Genomic DNA, 17,903 nt, shown 5'->3' on the forward strand with positions numbered 1-17,903 from the left:
AATCCTTCCCCGTGATCGATAGGTAGACGGAAGGCAGCCGCCGCGGCACACCAGGATGCCGGCAGGAATCGGCTTTGATCGACCGTTGTCACTATCCTGCGGTACGTGTCGCGACTCGGCAAGACGTGGAGATCCACGTCCCCCCTTTACGTGACGACCGGGCCGGCCGGGGCGCACCGATACTGGACGCATGCCGCTGCGGCTTGGACTGATGACTCCCGAGTGGTACGCGGACGAGGCCGGCGGGGGCATCGGCACGTACTGCCGGGTGCTGGCCGGCGCGGCCGTGTCCGCCGGCCACCATGTGGTGGTGTTCGCCGCGACCGGACGGGCCCGGCGGGTACGGCGACCGCAGGACCGGCTCACCGTGATCCCGGTGCCGGTGGGCGGGCTCCCCGCGGGGCAGGCGGCCCGGGCGTTCGCCGCCCGCTTCGACCGGTTCCGCGCGGAGGGCGGCCGGATCGACGTGATGGAGGCCGCCGAGTTCGGTGGCGTCGCGGCGGAACTGTCCGCCGTGGACGTGCCCGTGACCACCCGCCTGCACACCCCGCTGGCGACGCTGCTGGCGCGCAACGAGGGGCGGCGCATCTACCGCGACGACGCCGAGCGGTGCGCCCTGGAGGAGCGTCAGGTGCGCGGCTCCGCGCTGGTGACCAGCCCGTCACGGTGGCTGGCCGGGGAGGCCCGGAACCTGTGGGGGCCGATCAGCCCGCCGGTGGTGATCCCCAATCCGGTGCCGATCCCGCCGGCCTGCGCACCGATGCCGCCGCGGCCGGCGCGGGTGCTCTATCTGGGCCGCCTGGAGTACCGCAAGGGCGTGCTCACGCTCGCCGCCGCGGCGCGGCGGTGGCTGTCCGCCGAACCGGCCGCCCGGCTCACGTTCGCCGGGGCGGACACCAGATGGGCGGGCCGGTCGATGCGGGACCGGATGCGCGAGATCCTCGGTCCGCACGGCGACCGCTGCCGGTTCCTGCCGTCCCGTCCGCCGGCCGCCGTCGCCGCGCTGATCGACCGCGCGCATCTGGTGGTGCTGCCCTCGCTGTACGAGAACTTCGCCTACGCGGGCCTGGAGGCGATGGCCCGGGGCCGCCCGGTCCTGGCCACCACCGGGAGTGGCTTCCCGGAGATGATCTCGCCGGGCCGGACCGGGTTCCTGGTGCCGCCCGGCGACCCGGACGCGCTCGCGGACGCGCTGACCGAGCACACCCGCGACACCGCCGGCCTGGCGGCGACCGGCCTGCGCGCCCGCCACGCCGCCGGCCGGTTCGCCGCCGCCCCGGTCGCCGCCCGGCTCTGTGCCGCCTACGGCCGGATCGCGACCCGGCCGCCGGCGCGCCGCGCGGCGGCACCGGCCGGAAGGGCCTGACGCGGGGATGGTCCCGGAACGCGACACGACCCCGTTCCTGCCCGGCGGGCAGCTGGTGGCCTGTGACCTCGACGGCACCCTGCTGCGCGACGACGGCACGGTCAGCCCGGCCACCCGCCGCACGCTCGACCGGCTGGCCGCCGCCGGGATCGGTTTCCTGGTCGTCACCGGCCGCCCGGTGCGCACGCTGCCGGCGGCGCTGCGGTACCTCCGCGCACCCGGACTCGTCGTCTGCGTCAACGGCGCGGCCTGTTACGACCCGGACGCCGACCGGGTCCTCGCCCGGGCCGCCGTCGCGCCGGCCGCGCTGGCCGAAGCGGTCGACCGGCTGCGGCACCTGTTCCCGGACGTGGTGTTCGCGGCCGAGGTCGACGGCGGGCGATGGCTGATGTACGAGCCGGCCTATCCGCTGGACCCGCGCACGCCGTGGTCGCGGCGGATCGGCCTGACCGCCCTGATCCGCCGGCCGGTGTGCAAGTTCCTGGCGAAGGTCCGGGACGAGGACCCGGACGACCTGCTGGCCGCCGTCGGAACCGCGCTGGACGGGGTGGTCGAGGTCGGCACCACCCGCTGCCCGGGCGTCCTGGAGATGACCGGAGCGGGCGTGACGAAGGCCGCCGCGGTGTCCCGGCTGGCGGCCGCGGCCGGCATCCCGGCCGCCCGGGTGACCGCCTTCGGCGACATGCCCTGCGACCTGTCCATGATGGAGTGGTCCGGTGCCGGGGTCGCGGTGGCCAACGCCCATCCCGCCGTCCTGGCCCGGATCACCACGGTGACCTCGTCCAACCAGGACGACGGCGTGGCCCGGTACCTGGACCGGATGCTCGCCGGGCCGGCACCGGAGCCGGTACGGCGGAGCGGGTGACGATGGCGCCACGGGTGCTGGTGACCGGCGGCGCCGGCTACCTGGGCGGTCACGTCGTCCTCCGGCTGTGCGCGGCCGGCGCCCGGGTCGGTGTGCTGGACAGCTTCGTCACCGGGACCCGGGCGAACCTGGAACCCGCGATCCAGCTCGGGCTGCGGACGGACGACGTGCTGGTCGGCGACATCCGGGACCGGCAACTGCCGCACCGGGTCGCGGCGTGGGACCCGGAGGTCGTCATCCACCTCGCCGCCCAGCCCTCGGTGGCCGCCTCGGTCCGCGATCCGCTGCTGGACGCGGAGGTGAACGTCCTCGGCACGCTCAACGTGCTGACCGCCGCGACCCGCGCCGCCGTCCGCAAGGTGGTCTTCGCCTCCAGCGGCGGGACGGTGTACGGCTCGCTGCCGCCGCGCCTGGCGCGCGCCACGGAACAGACCGCCCACCGCCCGGAGAGCCCGTACGGGTTGAGCAAGGCGACGGCGGACCGGTACCTGCGCCTGCACGAGCGCCTGCACGGCCTGCGCTTCACCAGCCTGGCGCTGGGCAACGTGTACGGCCCGCGCCTGGACGGCGGCCGCCCGGCCAACGTCGTCGGCGGGTTCGTGTTCGCGTTGCTCGCCGGGCACCGGCCGGTGCTGCACGGCGACGGCCGGCAGACCCGGGACTTCGTCCACGTCACCGACGTGGCGCGGGCCTTCGAGTCGGCCTGCGACCGGGGCGACGGCACGTTCCTCAACATCGGCACCGGGGTGGAGACCAGCGTGCTGCGGCTGCTGCGGATCGTCGCCGGGGCGGCCGGCGCCGGCCGGGAACCGCCGGTCGAGCACCGGGCCGCGCCACCGGGCGAGGCGCGGCGGGTGTGCCTGGACATCACGGCCGCGGGTACCCACCTCGGCTGGCGGCCCCGGCTGCGGCTGGCCGACGGGGTGGCCCGGCTGGTGGCGGAGGTCCGGGGACTACCCGCCGCCGCGGCCGGCGGCTGACCGGCGTCCCGGGCCGGCGGCGCCGGTGTCCCGCTCGGGGTGGGCGCCCGCCCGGGCGTTGCCGTGGCGGTAGGGGCCGAAGCCGTCGATCATCTCCTCGGCGATGGCGAAGTTGCGGCGCCTCCCCCGCGCGCGTTCGTCCGGGCTCAGCGAGCCGCCTTCCTGGTGGTACACGTGCGCGTCCGGCAGGTAGGCGAACGACCGGCCGAGGCGGTGCAGCCGGTAGCCCAGCTCGATGTCCTCGTAACCCCAGCGGCCGTCGAACACCGCTTCGAACCGCTCGTCGCCGAGGCAGCTGCGGTGCATGGCCATGTCGCTGGCGTACATCAGGTCGTAGGGACGGTCGTGCGCGGCGAGCGCGTGCAGCTCGGGCAGTCGCCGTTCCACGTCCAGCCCGTAGTTGGAGGTGGACCGGACCGGCGGCAGGCGGTCGAGCAGGCGGCGGTCCGCGGCGACGTCGGCGGCCGCCAGCCCGGCCGGGTCGACGAACACCCGGTGGCCGAGGAAGACCGTGTGGTGGGAGCGGGCCACGGCCGCCGCGTAGGCCGGAATCAGCCCGGTCGAGGGCACGCAGTCCGCGTCCAGGAACACCAGGCACGGATGGCGGGCCTGCTCGATGCCGATGTTGCGGGCCGCGCCGGGCTGGAAGTTGCGGCCGCCGAGCCCGGTGCGGAAGACGAAGCGCACGCCGGGGTGCGCGGCGGCGAACCCGCGCGCCGCCCGCCGGAAGCCGGGCCCGCTCTCGTTGTCGACGGCCAGCACCTCCCACGGCCGGCCGGAGGCCCGGCAGTCCGCGGCGACCGCGGCGAGCGTGCGGTGCGCGATCGGCCACGCCTCGAACGTGGGGACGATGACCGTGACCCCGGCGGCGTGCGTCACGCCCGCTCACCCGGCCGGACCGGAATGCCCAGCAGGACCGGCCCCACCGCCTCGTTGAAGTCGCGGTAACGGGAGCACGCACCGCAGGACGGCAGGCGGGCCGGGCGCAGCCGGCGCAGGGTGTCCTGGTAACCCTCGCCGCCCAGCAGGTCGGCCACCGACGTCTCGGCGAGCGAGCCGATCCGGTTCGGCCGGTCCTGTACGTGGCAGCACGGGTACACGTCGCCGTCCGGCTGGATCACGAAGTGGCCCATCGGCACCACGCAGTCGCCGGTGAACGGGCCGTCGTGGCGCAGCCGGTCCAGTTCCAGCGTGACCCCGGCCGCCCGGGCACGCTCGGCCAGGTCGGCGAGCGCCCGGCGCACGTCGGCCAGCGAGTCGGCGGACAACTTCTCGCCCTTCGCCTCCTCCGCCCACGGGCCCCAGTCGTTGTCCTCGCGGCCGGACAGCGAGCGGAGCCAGCGCATGTCCAGGCCGACCGGGAACACCCGCAGGTGGTCCGGGAGCACCGGCAGCGTCAGCAGGTCCCGGACGGTGTGCGCGGTGGACGCGGACACCACCGTGTTGACCACCAGCCGGACGTGCGGCGCGCGCAACCGCAGCAGCGCCATGCCGCGGGTGGCCCGCTGGAACAGGCCGCGCATCTTGCGGACCTCGTCGTGCACCACCGGGTCGGCGCTGTCCAGCGACACCGTGATCTGGCGTAGCCCGGTCAGCGTGGCCAGCCGGGCCACCCGGGTCTCGTCCAGCATGCTGCCGTTGGTGATGATGGCGGTGCCCACGCCGAGACCGTCCACGTGCTGGATGATGTCCAGGAAGTCCGGGTACAGCATCGGTTCGCCGCCGGTGAACAGCACGTGGGCCAGGCCGGCCGCGGCCAGGTCGGTGAAGATCTCCCGCCACCGCTCGACCGGCAGCATGCCCGCCCGGTCGTACTTCCACACGCCGCAGAATTTGCACTTGGCGTTGCATCGCCAGTCCAGCCGCACCTCCAGCTCCAGCGCGCCGATCGGGCGCAGCTCCCGGTACGCCTGGCGGAACTCCTCCGGGTGCTCCCGGATCCGCCTCATCACCGTGTCCACGGTTCACTCCCTCTCCGGTGGGCCCGCACGCAGGCGGCGGAACTCCTCGATCGCGTACCACGGGTTCTTGCCGTGCATCCGCTCCAGCCGGTGCCCCGACTCCGTCTCCGCCGCCGCGGCCGGGGGCAGGAACTCCGGCAGCGCCGCCGGCAGGAACGGCGCCTCCTGGACCGCCAGCAGGGTCGCCTCGTCGACGTCGGCCGGATCGTTGCCGAGGAACAGCCCGATGTCCGGGACGAAGGCCGGCGAGGACAGGCCCCAGCAGTCGCAGTAGGGGTGGACGTTGAGCGCGACGTTGAGACAGAGCACCTTCTCGGCGGGCAGGCCGCGCAGCACCTCGTGCGCGGAGCGGGCCAGCGCGGCGGAGAAGTACCGCCCGCGCGCCACCCCGGCGGACAGCGCCTCGTGCGGCACGGCGGCGGACTCCACGACCTCGTGCCGCCAGCCGTCGTGCCCCTCGAACGTGTGGATGTGGTTGCGGGTGCTCTGTGCCACGCAACCGATCCCGATGTTCTTGATCGACGCGCCGAAGCCGCAGGAGGCGTGACCCTTCGCGTGCGAGACGACGATCAGCCCGTCGGCGTGCGCGACCATGCCGGCGACCTGGATCGCGTCGAAGTACGGCGAGTCGTCGACCCGGCGTTCCTCCAGATACCGGTCCACCACGCCGGAGATCGGGTAGACCGGCGCGCCGAGCGTCTCCCTGCTGTAGCCGCGCTTCCAGGCGCTGCGGGCGGCGCGGTGCTCGTCCACCACGTACACGAACGCGTCCGAGGCGTCGAAGCGCTCCACCAGCGCCCGGACGAACTGCGGGTGCACGGTGGTGTAGCTGTCCGCGTCGCCGACGTGCAGCTTGACGGCGATCTTGTCACGCGGCCCGAACGCCCGCTCCGGCCGGATCTCCGCCAGCAGGTCGCGGAACCGGCGCAGCAGGGTCGCCCCGCGGCTCACCGCGGAGATCTGCGCCGGTATCGAGTAGACCTTCTCGGGGAGCATCGGTGCCTCCAGCGCGTCGGCGGTTCGCGGACCGGCGGGCAGTGCGCGGGGCGAACCGGCCGGTGAGGTAGCCGGCCGAGATCGTCAGCATCGCGGCGGCGTGCAGCGCCGCCTGCGGCAGGACCGGCCGGTCCGGGTCCCGCCGCCGCCAACCGGTCGCGTGCCGGCCGCCGGTGGCCAGCACGGCCGTCGCCGCGAGCACCGGCACGAACCGGGAACGCGGCCGGGCCGCCACGGCGACGGCGGCGATCGCCGTCACGCCGGCCGTCCGGAAGGCCCGGCGCCGCCACCCGAAGCAGTCGGGAAAGGCACCACGGGTACGCCGGTCGAGCTGCCCCAGCGCCCGGGCCTCCGCGGCCACCTTGGTCAGGAACGCCCCGACGCCCTCCCGGGCCAGGTGCGCCGGGCGGTGGCCGAGCGTGGTCGCGCCGCGGAACCGGCCGGAGCGGCGCAGCCGGTACGCCAGCTCCTTGTCCTCGCACGCCGCGAGGTCCTCGTCGAACGGGCCGGGCGGCAGGGCCGCGCGGCGCGCCACGAGATGCACCGTGCTGCACCGGGCCACCACCCCGTCGTCGCACGTCGGGTACAGCGTCGGGACGAGCGTGGCCAGCCAGGGCCGGCGGCCGGGCGGCGTCACCAGGTCGAACCGCCCCAGCACCAGGTCGACCGGCTGCTCCACGGCGGCCGCCACCTCGGTCAGCCAGTCCGGGCCGACCCGGACGTCGGCGCTGAGGAACGCCACCCAGGGGTACCGGGCGGCGGCGACGCCGGCGTTGCGCTGGTGGCCGTACCCGGGCCGGTGGCATCGGACCACCCGGACCGGGACCGGCGCGCCGGTGCGCCGGGACCAGGTGCCGGCCCGGTGCACCGTGTCGTCGGCGGAGGCGCCGTCCACCACCAGCACCTCGACCGGCACCGTGCGGGCCGCGGCCGCCCGGCCGATCGCGGTCAGGCAGCCGTCGATGTAGCGGGCCTCGTCGCGGCAGATCACCACCACGCTCACGCCGGTCGGTCCGCTCATGGGCGCGGTCCGGGTGGTCCGAGCAGCGGTGAGCCGAAGCCGACGTAGCAAGGGCTGGGACAGCTGGAGCAGAAGCGTTCCTCGATGGTCTGCACGATCCGCAGCCGGCGCTCACCGTGCCAGATCTGCTCGAACGACTCCTCGGTCAGCGACCCGAACAGCAGGTCGGACGAGCGCCAGCAGGGTCGTACGTCGCCGTTCGGCTCGAGGAAGAACCCGCCGCGCTGGAAGATGCACGGTGCGCTGCGGCGCTCGCCGCGCAGCGTGGCCTGCAGGCTGCGGTAGAAGGACAGCGGCGGGCTGATCCGGCCGGCGTGCGGTTCCAGCGTGTCCAGGAACGCGATGAACCGGTCCACCATCTCCCGGTCCGCGCTGAACCGTTCGACCCGGTCGGCGTTGTTCATGTAGACGTCGGTCTGCATCGGGAAGGTGAACGAGACGGCGATGTCCCGGTCCACGGCGAACCGCAGGACGTCGTCCAGGTGGTCGATGTTCTTCCAGGTGGCGGTGGCGGACACGCCCAGGCTCAGCTCGGTGGACGGGCGGTCCAGCGCGCGGATCGCGTCGATCGTGGCCACGGTGCGGGCGAAGGCGCCGGGCACGCCGCGGATCTCGTCGTGCAGGTCGCCCACCCCGTCCAGGCTGATGAACAGGTAGAGCTTCTTGCCCCGGTCCCGGGCCACGTCGATGACACCGCGGATCCGCGCGAAGCTCGGCCGCAGCATGCCGTTGGAGTTGAGCGAGAAGCTCTCCAGGCGCGGGCAGCAGTCCACCAGCCGCGCGACGAGCTGCGGCAGGTCCTTGCGCAGGGTGGGTTCCCCGCCGGTGAAGTTGATCGCCCGCAGGGTGCCCGCCACCGACGGGTGCCCGAAGATCTCCGCGAGGTGGTCGTCGGAGAGCTGGTCCCGCTGGTTCAGGTCGCCGAGGGCGCACATGTCGCAGTTGGCGTTGCAGAGGTACGTCACCGGTACGACGGCCACTTCGGGCCAGCCGACCGCGGGGTCAGCGTGGGGCAGGGCCATCCGAGTTCCTCCACGCGTAGCAGTTCGTGGTGCAGGTCCGGCACGTCTCGGCCGCGCCCTCGGCGAGTAGCTGCGGGCGGCGGGCCAGCGCCTCGTCCCACGCCTGGGCCGTACCGTCGGCCGGCAGCGGTCCGCCGAGGACCATCCGCTGGCTGGTGCCGCAGATCGCGGTGGTGCCGTCCGAGGTGAGCAGCACGCCCTTGTGCAGCAGGCGGCAGGGCACGGTGCGCGGTTCGCCCCGCAGCACCCGCCGCAGATCGGTGTCCAGCCGCTGGGTGCTGCGCCGGGTGAGGAAGTCCGCGGCGCGGGCGGACTGCTCGGCGTCCAGCCGCACGTCGCGGTAGAGCGGCAGGCTGTTGATGTAGTGGTCGGACCGGTTCACCACGGCGTACGAGACCGGCAGGGCCAGTTCGGCGGCGTGGTCGGCCAGCTCGTCCAGCGCCGACACGTTGAGCTTGTTGATGACGCAGGTGAGCGCGACCGCCACCCCGGGATGGCGGCGGGCCTCGGCGAGGAACCGGGAGACGTCGGCGAACGCGCCCGGCCGGCGGCGCACCCGGTCGTGCACCTCGCCGACGCCGTCCAGCGACACGTAGAGGTCCAGCGGTGTGCCGCCGAGGTGGCCGCACAGCTCGGACAGGCCGGTCAGCGCCGCCGTCACCGGGACGCCGGCGGTGCTCACGCTCAGCCGCTCGAACCGGGACCGGGCGGCGGCGAGCACCGGAAAGAGCCGGCGGGCGGCGGGGATGACGAGCGGGTCGCCGCCGGTGAGGTTGACCTCCTCCCACCGGTCGGCCTGGCCCGGCGGCCGGGCCAGCGCGGTGCGCAGGGCGCCGGCCGGCAGCACCGTGTGCGGGCGGCTGTCCGGCAGGCCGCAGAACACGCAGTCGCATCCGCAGGCGCTGGCCAGCGACGCGATCAGGATGCCGCGGGCCCGCCGCGCCCCGGCCGGGGTCCGCTCGGCCTGCTCGGCGACGGTCACACCAGCGCTCCCACGGCGAGATCCCAGTCCTCGTAGGAGTTGGAGAAGCAGGACTCGCACTTGCCCGGGATGAGGGTGTCCTGGCAGCTCTTGCGCCGGGCCCCGCGCCAGATCGTCTCGAAGTCGTCGGTGAGCAGGTCACCGATGTAGAAGTCCAGGAACGTGCCGCAGATGTAGGTCTTGCCGTCCGGCATCAGCACGAAGCCCTTGTCCGGGAAGAAGCAGCCGCGGCTGCGCCGGCCGGTGCGCAGCGTCTCCAGCATGGTGGCGTAGAAGCGGCTGGAGAAGTTGATGCTCTCCGGGTAGCGGCACACCTCGCTGATCGCCGACCGGACGATCTCGAACTGCTCGTCGGTGACCTGGAAGCGGCGCTCCAGCCCCGCTCCCCCGATGAAGACCTCGGGCCGGGCGGCCAGGTTGTAGTCCACCCGTACGCCGAGCGCGCGCACGTAGTGCAGGACCGGGAGGATCTGGTCGGCGTTGCGGTCGGTGATGGTGAAGCTGGCGGTGACCCGCAGGGTGTCGGGCCACCGTCCGGTCGCCTCGCCCAGGAACCGCAGCGCCTCGTCGGCCCGTTCGAACGCGCCCGGGTGGCGGCGGTGCCGGTCGTGGGCCTGGCCGAGTCCGTCGAGCGAGATGTACACCCGGAGCTTGACGCCGCGGTCCCGGCACTGCGGCAGCACCTGCTCCAGCGTCGCCTCGATCTGCGGGCGCAGGTGGCCGTCGGTGTTGATGCAGATCTCCCGCAGGTTGGCGTACCCGCTGATCATCTCGCTGGTCAGCGCCGCGATCCGGGGGTGGATGAACGGTTCGCCGCCGCTGAGGTTGACCGACTCCACGTGCGCGCGCAGGAACTCGTCGCCGGCCACCCGGGTCAGCAGATCGGCGCCGGAGTGCTCCTTCGCCGTCTCGGGCAGCCGCCAGATGCCGCAGCTGCGGCACTTGCTGTTGCAGGTCATGGTGATCGGGAAAATCATGACCCGTGGGTAGCTGCTCACTGGCGTTCCTCCCGAGATGGCCGGTCGGTGGGCGCCGCGGGGCCCGCCGCTGGTGCGGCGGTCGATCCGCGGCCGTGCACGACGAACAGGCTCACCGATGCGATGAGCAGAAAGAGGTCTACCGCGAGGAACGCCGGACGCCGGGCGCGCAGGTCCGCGCCGATCGCGGTGCGGATCTGGTCGTGCGGGCGCCGGTGCATTCGCAGCGCCGCGCGTACCGGGCCGACCCCCGGGGAACCGGCGTTCACGGCATGGCTGAACGCGCCGTAGGACCACACCTTGCGGGGCAGGGTGCGCAGCGTCTCGCGATGGTCGTGCCAGACCACGGCGGCCGGGCGGTACGCCAACCGGCCGCCGGCCGCGCGCAGCCGGCGGCAGAAGTCCACGTCCTCGTACGCGATCGTGTAGCGCGGGTCGAACCGGACGCCGGCCAGCCGGGTCACATCCAGCAGCAGGTTGCCGCCGGAGAGGTGATCGGGGTCGTCGAGATCGGTGGTACCGCGGTCCTGCCGGAGGTGAACCGCCTTCCAGCGCTCGGCCAGCGTCTCCGCCCGCAGTTCCTCCTGCCGTCCGCCGGCCACCGCCGCGCCGTCGGCCAGCACGGGCAGCAGGGTGTCCAGCCAGTCCGGCTCCGGATAGCAGTCGGCGTTGAGGAAGGCGAGGTAGCGGGTCGTGCAACTGTCCAGGGCGAGGCTGCGGGCGACGCCGAGGCCACCGGCGCCGGGCACCTGGACCACCTCGGCGCCGGCGGCGCGGGCGATCCGCGCGGTGCGGTCGGTGGAGCGGTCGTCCAGCACCACCACCCGGGCCGGCCGGACGGTCGACGCGGCGACGGCGGCGAGGCAGCGGGCCAGGGTGCGTTGTTCGTTGCGGGCCGGAACGAAGACCGTGACGTCGTGGCTGGCGCGTGCCATGGACACCCCCTCGGTGGCCACGATCCGGTCACCGGTGCGCCCGGCGCACGTCCCCAATAGACGTGACAGTCGGTCTCAGTGCCTGCCCGATGCGGGTTTGCGGGCCACCAGGACGTCCCGGATGATCGCCTGGTCCACCCGGTGCCGCAGGTTCAGGTACGGCCCGTCGTCCATGACCTCCAGGCCGGCGTCGGTCAGCACCTTGGCGGCGTCGTCCCGGCTGGCCACGTAGGTGTTCCAGGAGATGCCGAGCGCACCGCCCGGCCGCAGCAGCCGCGCCCACACCGGCGCACCGGCCGCCAGCAACGCCAGCGGATCCCGGGACAGGCCCTTCGCCTCGGTCCGGCTGCCGTGCTGCACGCCGTACGGGGCGTCCGCCACCACCAGGTCGATCGTGGCCGGCCGGAAGAACTCACCCGCCCGGGTGGTGTCGGCGTTCACCACGTCCAGCTGGAGGACGTCGCCGGACCGGTACTCCTCCTTCGAGGGGGCGAGTTCGACGCGCAGGCGGCGGCCCACCACCCGCCGTTCGCGCCGCACCGGGCCGGACTCCAGCACCCGGTGCTTGATCCGCTTGCGCTTCAGCCAGGTGGTGATGAACGCCTGGTACGCCTCGAAGTCCTTCTGGTCGACGTCCACCCCGGCGGCGTCGAAGCCGTACATCAGCGCCTGGTTCAGCGTGGTGCCCCGGCCGCACAGCGGATCGAGCACGCGGAACCGGCGTTCCAGCATCTCACCGGCCCGGTCCGAGGCGAGCAGCGTCGCGTTGAGCAGCAGCTTGGTGAACTGTTCGTTGGTCTTGCCGGAGTACTTCTGGATGGTGATCAGGTCGTCGTCGAACCGGTCCAGCCGCCGCAGCTCCACCGGCCGCAGCAGATCACCGACGAACTCGAACAGCGCGTAGACCGACGACAGGTTGCCCAGCAACGCCGTGTCCCGCTCGTCCAGCCGGTCCGCCTCGAAGGTGACGTAGCGGGCGCCGCCGATGGTCGCCACGTCCGACTCACCGATCCGCCCGCCCAGCACCGACCGGCTGAACAGCGCCAGCTCGGCCCTCGTCAGGTCGACCGAGGACTCGGCGTAGACCCGGTTGGTGGCCGGCAGGATCAACAACCCGTAGCGCGCCATATCGCGGCAGTATTTCACGGACCGTGCGGGCCGCCGCGCCGGCCGTCCCCTCTTCTCGTGACGTGCCCGGCCCTCGGCGGTTGGGGACCATGGGGCCCGGCTGCGGAAGGGCTACCCATGTGGACCTTGGGCATCAACTGGAAATGGCACGACGGCGCCGCCGCCCTGGTGGACGGCGACGGGCGGCTGTGGGCCCTGGCCGAGGAGGAACGGTTCACCCGGGTGAAGCACGCCTGGGGCGCGTACCCGGTCCGGGCCGCCCGGTTCTGCCTGGACCGCGCCGGGATCGACTGGCCGGACCTGGACACCGTGGTGATCGGGTGGGACCTGCCGCAGCTGCTGCCGTGGACCGACGCGGACCGGGACGAGCTGTACGTTGCGCTGTTCGGCCGCGCCGCCGCCGGGGCGCGGAAGCCCGCCCTCGCGTTCGTCGACCATCACCTGGCGCACGCCGCGTCCGCCTTCCACGCCTCCGGCTTCACCCGTGCGGGTGTGCTGGTGGTGGACGGCGCCGGCGAGCGGGACGCGATCTCGGTGTACGCCGCCGGCCCCGGCGGGCTGGCCCGCAAGCGCCACTGGCCGCGGGCCTTCTCGCTGGGCGCGATGTACGAGGCGGCCACGCACGTGGTGGGCCTGGGCGACCTCAACGCCGGCAAGACGATGGGACTGGCCGCGTACGGCGACGGGCACGACAGCGCCCTGCTCCCGGTCGGGGACCTGGTCGGCGACGGCAGCCCGCTGTTCGACTGGCCGGCCGACCTCTCCTACGGCGACTTCACCGGCCGGTGGCGGGACCATCTGGCCGACCGTTTCGGCAAGGTCACCCGGGCACCGGCGGACCTGGACCAGGACCCGGTGGCGGTGCGGGTGGCGGCGAGTGCCCAGCGGACCACCGAGGAGGCGATCCGGGCGCTCTACACCGAGACGAGGTGCCTGACCGGCGAGCCGGCGATCTGCCTCGCCGGCGGGGTCGCCCTCAACTGCGTGGCGAACGGCCGCCTCCCGGAACCGCTCTACGTGCCGCCGTTCCCGCACGACGCCGGGGTGGCGCTCGGTGCCGCCTGGACGGTCCGCCCGCCGCGGCCGGCCGCCGAGCCGATCACGCCCTACCTCGGCACCGACATCGCACCGGGGGACGTGCCGGACCTGCCGGAGTCCGGGTTCACGGTCCGCCCGTTCGCTCCGGAGGCGGTCGTCGACCTGCTGCTCGCGGGCCGGATCGGCGCGGTGGCCGAGGGGCGCGCCGAGATCGGGCCGCGGGCCCTGGGCCACCGCTCGATCATCGCGCTGCCGCGCCCGGCGGCCGTCCGGGACCGGATCAACACCATCAAGGGCCGGGAGCCGTGGCGGCCGCTGGCGCCGGTGGCCGACGCCGGCCACGCGCCGCGGTTCTGGCCCGGCCAGGGGCGGCGGGAGCTGTACATGGTCGGTTCGGCGGTCGTCTCCGCGGCGGGCCGGCGCGAGCTGCCCGCCGCCACCCACGTCGACGGCACCACCCGGCCGCAGACCGTCCCGACCGGCCACGCGCCGGTGGTGGAGAGCCTGCTCGCCGGTCTGGGCTCGGCCGGTGTCGCCCCGGTCCTGGTCAACACGTCGTTCAACGGTGCGGCGGAGCCCATCGTGGACACCGCCGCCGACGCGGTCCGTACGTTCGTCGGGCTGGGCCTCGACTTCCTGGTGCTGGCGGACCGGCTGATCCGGCGCCGGTAAAGCCCGGCTCAGGGCCGGCTCGCCCGGACCGCCTCGGTGAACTCGGCGAACCGTGGCCGGTCGTAGTGCACCGACAGCGGCAGCATCACGCCCAGCCGCTCCTCGACCAGGGAGTTGCACAGCACGGTGAGCAGGGAGTCGGCACCGAGCGCGAAGAAGTCGTCGTCCGGCCCGATCGCCGGGCGGCCCAGCAGTTCGGTCCAGATCTCCCGCACCGTGCCGGCGACCGGGTCCTCCCCGGTGGCCGGCGCCGCCCGGACCAGATCCTCGGCCCGGCGGGCGATGTCGGCGCGGCGCAGCTTGCCCTGCCCGTCCCGGGGCACCTCGGCCACGCCGAGGACGACGGCCGGGGTGGCCGCCGCGCCGAGCCGGTCCCGCAGGTGCCGGCGCAGCTCCTCGTCCCTCGCCTCGCCCCGCCACACCACGGCGACCGCGAGCCGGTCACCCGGCGCCCGTTCGACGACGGCCGCTCCGGCGTCGACGGCCAGTCCCGAGGCCAGTGCCGCCATCTCCACGGCGGCCAGCGACACCACGGCACCGCCCGCGCTGACCAGGTCGGCGTCCCGGCGTTCGAACACCAGGGTGCCGTCGGCCTCGAGCCGGCCGACGTCCGCGGTGTCCACCCACCGGGTCACCGGGCCGTCCGGGGCGTACGCCAGCTGAATCGCCCCCGGCGTGCCGGCCGGCACCGGTCGGCCGTCCGCGCCGAGGATCCGGATCCGGGTGCCGGCCAACGCCCGGCCCACCGATCGGGGGTCGTCGCGGCCGTACCGCATCACCGTGCCGGCCGGCCAGGCCTCGCTGGTGGTGTAGACGTTGAGCACGGTGAGCCAGGGCAGCCGGTCGGCGACGTCCTCGACCAGGTCCGCGGCGGCCGGTGCCATGCCGAGGCGCAGCACCCGGACGCCGCGCAGTCGTCGCAGGTCCGCCTCCGGCAGGGCGAGCAGCTGTGCCGCCAGCGCCGGTGCGAGCAGGACCGCGCCGGCCCCGGCGCGTTCGGCCAGGGCGGCGAATCCGGACGGCGACCAGGTGGTGCAGCAGGCCAGCCCGCCGGACCGGCCCAGGAGCGCGTCCACCAGGGCGGTGTGTGCGGCGGTGGTGCCCGGCGGCGCGGTGAGCGCGACCGGCCCGCGGGGTTCGCCGCCGGGGCGGCCGGTGGCCGCCATCCGGGCCGCCGCGGTGACGGCGACGACGGCCGGCTCGCCGGTCGTGCCGGAGGAGACCAGATACTCCAGCACGTCGCCGGCCGGCCGGGCCCGGTCCGGCGGGGACACCTCGGCCACCTGGTAGCCGCTCCCGCCGGGGTGCCCGCGAACCAGGCACCGCACCGGGAGCCGGTCCAGCAGTGCCTGCCGGCGGTCGTCGCCGCCGCCCGCGGTGACCAGGGCGGGGACCACGCCGGCCAGGTGGCATCCGAGGTACGCCCCCACGAACAGCGGCCACGCCCGGCCGTCGAACTCCAGCACCACCACGTCGCCGGAGGCCACGCCGTGGTCGCGGAGCAGGGTCCGGCAGTCGTCGGCGAGGGCGCCGATCCGGCGCCGGGTGACGTCGGTCCCGTCGTCGAGGAACAGCAGAACCGAATCCGGGTCGTGCCCGGTGCCGGCGCGCAGTGCCCGGCGGTAGTCGTCCGGGACGATGTCCACGGTGGACGGTGCCATTTCAGGGACCACGGGCCACCTCTGCGACAAACGATGCGGTACGCCGCTGGAGCTTATAGCGTTCCGGGCGTGAGCACAGGAGCGCCGCACCACGCCGAACCCGAGCCCGCGCCCGACTGGGACGAACGCTTCGAGGCCGTCCTGCGCCGGTACTGCACGCGGGCCGACCCGGCGGCGCCGATCGACCCGCACGCCCCGCTGGCCGCGCAGGGCCTGGACTCCCTGGACCTGGTGGGCATCGTCTACGACGTGGAGGAGACGTTCGGGGTCGAGATACCGGCCACCCTGCTCGGCGCCCCGCCCGGACCGTCCGCCGCGGACCTCTGGCGGGAGGTCGTCAGGACACTCCGGCCCGCTTGAGCGCGGCGGAGAACCCGGCGAGCCACTGCTGCAGCTGGTCCAGTTCGGCGAGGGCCTGCCGGCGTTCCTCGCCCCGCAGGTCGGTGACCAGGGCGCGGGGATCGAGCCGGATCAGATTGCCGATGTAGAGCCGGCTCCGGTAGTACTCCCCGCGGGCCGTCTCCGCCCCGGCCGGCGGCTGGGTACGGGCCTCGGCGCGGTCCTCCGCCTCGAGCAGCCGCCGGGCGAGGGCGAGCGCGGCGGACGCGGTGATCTCCCGCCGCTCCTCCCGGCACCGGCGGACGAACTCCTCGAACGTCGCGGCCGGTATGCCGGCCACCCGCTGCCACCGGTGCGACTCGTGCACCTCGATGCCGAGTTCCCGCAGCGTGGGCGGGCGCGGAACGACAACCCCTTCCCCCGTGGAAGCGGTTCTGGGCCGGCCGCCGCGGTGCTTCGCGCGCGCCGTCAGCAGTTCGCCGGCCCGCCGCTGGGTGCGCAGATGCGCCTCGGCGGCGTCCTGCTTCAACTCGAACTGCTCGCGCTCCAGGAGCTGGCAGACCCGCAGCGCGTCGGAGAGCACCTTCTCCATGGCGTCCGTGCGCCGCACCGTGAGCACCGCCTGCGCCAGCGTGTGCACCTCGCCGAGTTCGTGTCTGGCGTAGGCGAGCAACCGCCGCGTCTCCGCCAGGGTTTCGTTGACCTCCAGCGCGGCGCCGCCCGGTCCGGGCGGCGTACGGCGCGCAGGTATGAGCTGATTCTGGCTGTCCATGCTGCAGCATCCCCCGATTGCTCGATCGCCCGGATCGCCAGTGCGAGAGTCGCAGAATGATCGAGACCCGTCAACACGTGGTGGAACCGGTTAATCGCCGCATTTGTGGTCCCCCGGCCGGGGTGTCAGTGGATCACCAGGGACTACCGCATCCGGCGGTGCAGTTCCTCGAACGCGGCCGTCTCCAGGTCGGTGATCTGCCGCAGCCGGGGCACGAACCCCCGCACCAGCGCGCCGACCGGCTGGCCCTGCCGGTGCCCGAGCATGAACCGGTGCAGCAGGACGTTCCACCGGTAGGCGCTGGTGTGCAGCTGGGTCGCGACGGTCGTAAGGTCGATGCCCAGCCGGTCCCCGGCGTGTGCCACGAACATGGCGTTCAGCTTGCGGCCGGTGGTCAGCGTGCCGAACGTGACCACCCCGGCCGGCAGCAGGTCGCCGGCCGGTTCCGGTCCGCCGAGGTAGGCGGCGAGGTCGTCGTGGAAGCGTTCCACCGCGGCCGGCCCGGCCAGCCCCGTCCCGGCCCGGTACCGCCGGACGTTCGCGTCCAGCCGGGCCCGCAGGGCGGCATCCGGGAGGTCGCGACGGTCCGGGTCCGGATCCGGCAGGTCGATGGTCAGCCGGCGGGCGTCGTACCCCCAGGCGCCGTCGGCGAGCTCCGGTTCCGCCATCGCCGTCTCCAGCGTGGTCAGGGGGAACCGGGCGGCGACCCGGCCCGGTCCGCTCCCGTCCAGCACGAGCGCCGTCGCGTCGTCCCGGGCGGCGATCACCACCCGGTGGGGGTAGTGGTGCCGCCCGGCGTACGGGGAGCGGGGATAGTGGTGCACGTCGAGCACCACGGCCGGCAGGCGCCCGTCGGCCAGCACCCGGTCGACGTGCGCCCACACCTGAGCGGCGCTCCGGTGACGGGTCAGCCGGGGGGCGATGCCGTACCAGTCGGTCAGCGCCTGTTCCGGCGGCCGGCCGACCCCCCACCATCCGGCCAGCGGCCACGGTTCGAGGCCGGGCGAGTACCAGTGTCCCCAGTCGTCACCGAGAACCAGCGGCCAGAGCCCGGCGTGCCGGAGCTGCCGCGTGTAGGTGTTGGTGACGCAGTCGAGATAGGTGTCGGCGAATCCGTCGATCTCCTCGAGGATCACCGTTGCTCCGTCCTTCAGTGTCGCCGGTCGATGTCCGTAGAGTGTCGTCGGA

17 protein-coding genes are annotated in these 17,903 nt (G+C 74.3%); 5 read left to right on the forward strand and 12 right to left on the reverse strand.

Going from position 1 to position 17,903, the window contains the following annotated elements:
- The first annotated feature begins 190 nt into the window (after positions 1–190).
- The 3 genes from LDL48_RS00365 to LDL48_RS00375 are packed head-to-tail and all read left to right on the forward strand — an operon-like array spanning position 191 to position 3,211.
- Positions 191–1,366 (forward strand): glycosyltransferase family 4 protein, encoded by a 1,176-nt coding sequence (locus LDL48_RS00365; protein WP_225252892.1) that lies wholly within the window; start codon positions 191–193, stop codon positions 1,364–1,366.
- A gap of 7 nt (positions 1,367–1,373) precedes the next feature.
- On the forward strand, positions 1,374–2,231 hold the full coding sequence (locus tag LDL48_RS00370) for an HAD hydrolase family protein (protein WP_225252893.1): 858 nt from the start codon (positions 1,374–1,376) through the stop codon (positions 2,229–2,231).
- A gap of 2 nt (positions 2,232–2,233) precedes the next feature.
- Positions 2,234–3,211, forward strand: a complete 978-nt coding sequence (locus tag LDL48_RS00375) for an NAD-dependent epimerase/dehydratase family protein (RefSeq protein WP_225253310.1) — start codon at positions 2,234–2,236, stop codon at positions 3,209–3,211.
- On the opposite strand, the gene LDL48_RS00380 is transcribed toward LDL48_RS00375, so the two are convergent.
- From LDL48_RS00380 to LDL48_RS00420, 9 genes are all read right to left on the reverse strand, one after another.
- Entirely contained in the window at positions 3,185–4,090 is a 906-nt protein-coding gene (locus LDL48_RS00380; RefSeq protein ID WP_225252894.1) for a glycosyltransferase family 2 protein, read from the reverse strand. The genes LDL48_RS00375 and LDL48_RS00380 overlap by 27 nt on opposite strands.
- Positions 4,087–5,172, reverse strand: coding sequence for a radical SAM protein (locus LDL48_RS00385; RefSeq protein WP_225252895.1), 1,086 nt, complete (start codon positions 5,170–5,172; stop codon positions 4,087–4,089). The genes LDL48_RS00380 and LDL48_RS00385 overlap by 4 nt, the downstream gene beginning before the upstream one ends.
- A gap of 3 nt (positions 5,173–5,175) precedes the next feature.
- Positions 5,176–6,123 (reverse strand): DUF362 domain-containing protein, encoded by a 948-nt coding sequence (locus LDL48_RS00390; protein WP_225252896.1) that lies wholly within the window; start codon positions 6,121–6,123, stop codon positions 5,176–5,178.
- Complete coding sequence (locus LDL48_RS00395; RefSeq protein WP_225252897.1) at positions 6,041–7,189, reverse strand: glycosyltransferase family 2 protein; 1,149 nt, start codon at positions 7,187–7,189, stop codon at positions 6,041–6,043. The genes LDL48_RS00390 and LDL48_RS00395 overlap by 83 nt, the downstream gene beginning before the upstream one ends.
- Complete coding sequence (locus LDL48_RS00400) at positions 7,186–8,211, reverse strand: radical SAM protein (protein WP_225252898.1); 1,026 nt, start codon at positions 8,209–8,211, stop codon at positions 7,186–7,188. Before LDL48_RS00400 ends, LDL48_RS00395 begins: the two co-directional genes overlap by 4 nt.
- Positions 8,192–9,193, reverse strand: coding sequence for a radical SAM protein (locus LDL48_RS00405; protein ID WP_225252899.1), 1,002 nt, complete (start codon positions 9,191–9,193; stop codon positions 8,192–8,194). The genes LDL48_RS00400 and LDL48_RS00405 overlap by 20 nt, the downstream gene beginning before the upstream one ends.
- Positions 9,190–10,170: a radical SAM protein gene (locus tag LDL48_RS00410; RefSeq protein ID WP_225252900.1), complete on the reverse strand. Its 981-nt coding sequence runs from the start codon at positions 10,168–10,170 to the stop codon at positions 9,190–9,192. Before LDL48_RS00410 ends, LDL48_RS00405 begins: the two co-directional genes overlap by 4 nt.
- Positions 10,171–10,187: 17 nt before the next feature.
- The gene (locus tag LDL48_RS00415) at positions 10,188–11,105 is read right to left on the reverse strand and encodes a glycosyltransferase family 2 protein (RefSeq protein WP_225252901.1); all 918 of its coding nucleotides are present in this window, start codon (positions 11,103–11,105) and stop codon (positions 10,188–10,190) included.
- A gap of 75 nt (positions 11,106–11,180) precedes the next feature.
- Entirely contained in the window at positions 11,181–12,233 is a 1,053-nt protein-coding gene (locus tag LDL48_RS00420; RefSeq protein WP_225252902.1) for a TRM11 family SAM-dependent methyltransferase, read from the reverse strand.
- Between the two features lie 117 nt (positions 12,234–12,350).
- Here LDL48_RS00420 and LDL48_RS00425 point away from each other — a divergent pair, with 117 nt between their 5' ends.
- Positions 12,351–13,943 carry a carbamoyltransferase C-terminal domain-containing protein gene (locus tag LDL48_RS00425; RefSeq protein ID WP_225252903.1) on the forward strand — a complete coding sequence of 531 codons (1,593 nt, stop codon included), beginning with the start codon at positions 12,351–12,353 and terminating at the stop codon, positions 13,941–13,943.
- 8 nt (positions 13,944–13,951) lie between these two features.
- Here LDL48_RS00425 and LDL48_RS00430 read toward each other — a convergent pair whose 3' ends face one another.
- A complete protein-coding gene (locus LDL48_RS00430; RefSeq protein WP_225252904.1) occupies positions 13,952–15,604 on the reverse strand; it encodes an AMP-binding protein in 1,653 nt (550 codons plus the stop codon).
- 69 nt (positions 15,605–15,673) lie between these two features.
- On the opposite strand from LDL48_RS00430, the gene LDL48_RS00435 reads away from it, so the two are divergent.
- The gene (locus LDL48_RS00435; protein ID WP_225252905.1) at positions 15,674–15,964 is read left to right on the forward strand and encodes an acyl carrier protein; all 291 of its coding nucleotides are present in this window, start codon (positions 15,674–15,676) and stop codon (positions 15,962–15,964) included.
- On the opposite strand, the gene LDL48_RS00440 is transcribed toward LDL48_RS00435, so the two are convergent.
- Positions 15,942–16,715, reverse strand: coding sequence for a hypothetical protein (locus LDL48_RS00440; RefSeq protein WP_225252906.1), 774 nt, complete (start codon positions 16,713–16,715; stop codon positions 15,942–15,944). The two genes, LDL48_RS00435 and LDL48_RS00440, sit on opposite strands and share 23 nt — an antisense overlap.
- Before the next feature lie 143 nt (positions 16,716–16,858).
- On the reverse strand, positions 16,859–17,851 hold the full coding sequence (locus LDL48_RS00445; protein ID WP_225252907.1) for a BtrH N-terminal domain-containing protein: 993 nt from the start codon (positions 17,849–17,851) through the stop codon (positions 16,859–16,861).
- Positions 17,852–17,903: the final 52 nt, after the last annotated feature.

The sequence above is a fragment of the Jidongwangia harbinensis genome (assembly GCF_020216025.1).
Classification (GTDB): domain Bacteria; phylum Actinomycetota; class Actinomycetes; order Mycobacteriales; family Micromonosporaceae; genus Actinoplanes; species Actinoplanes harbinensis.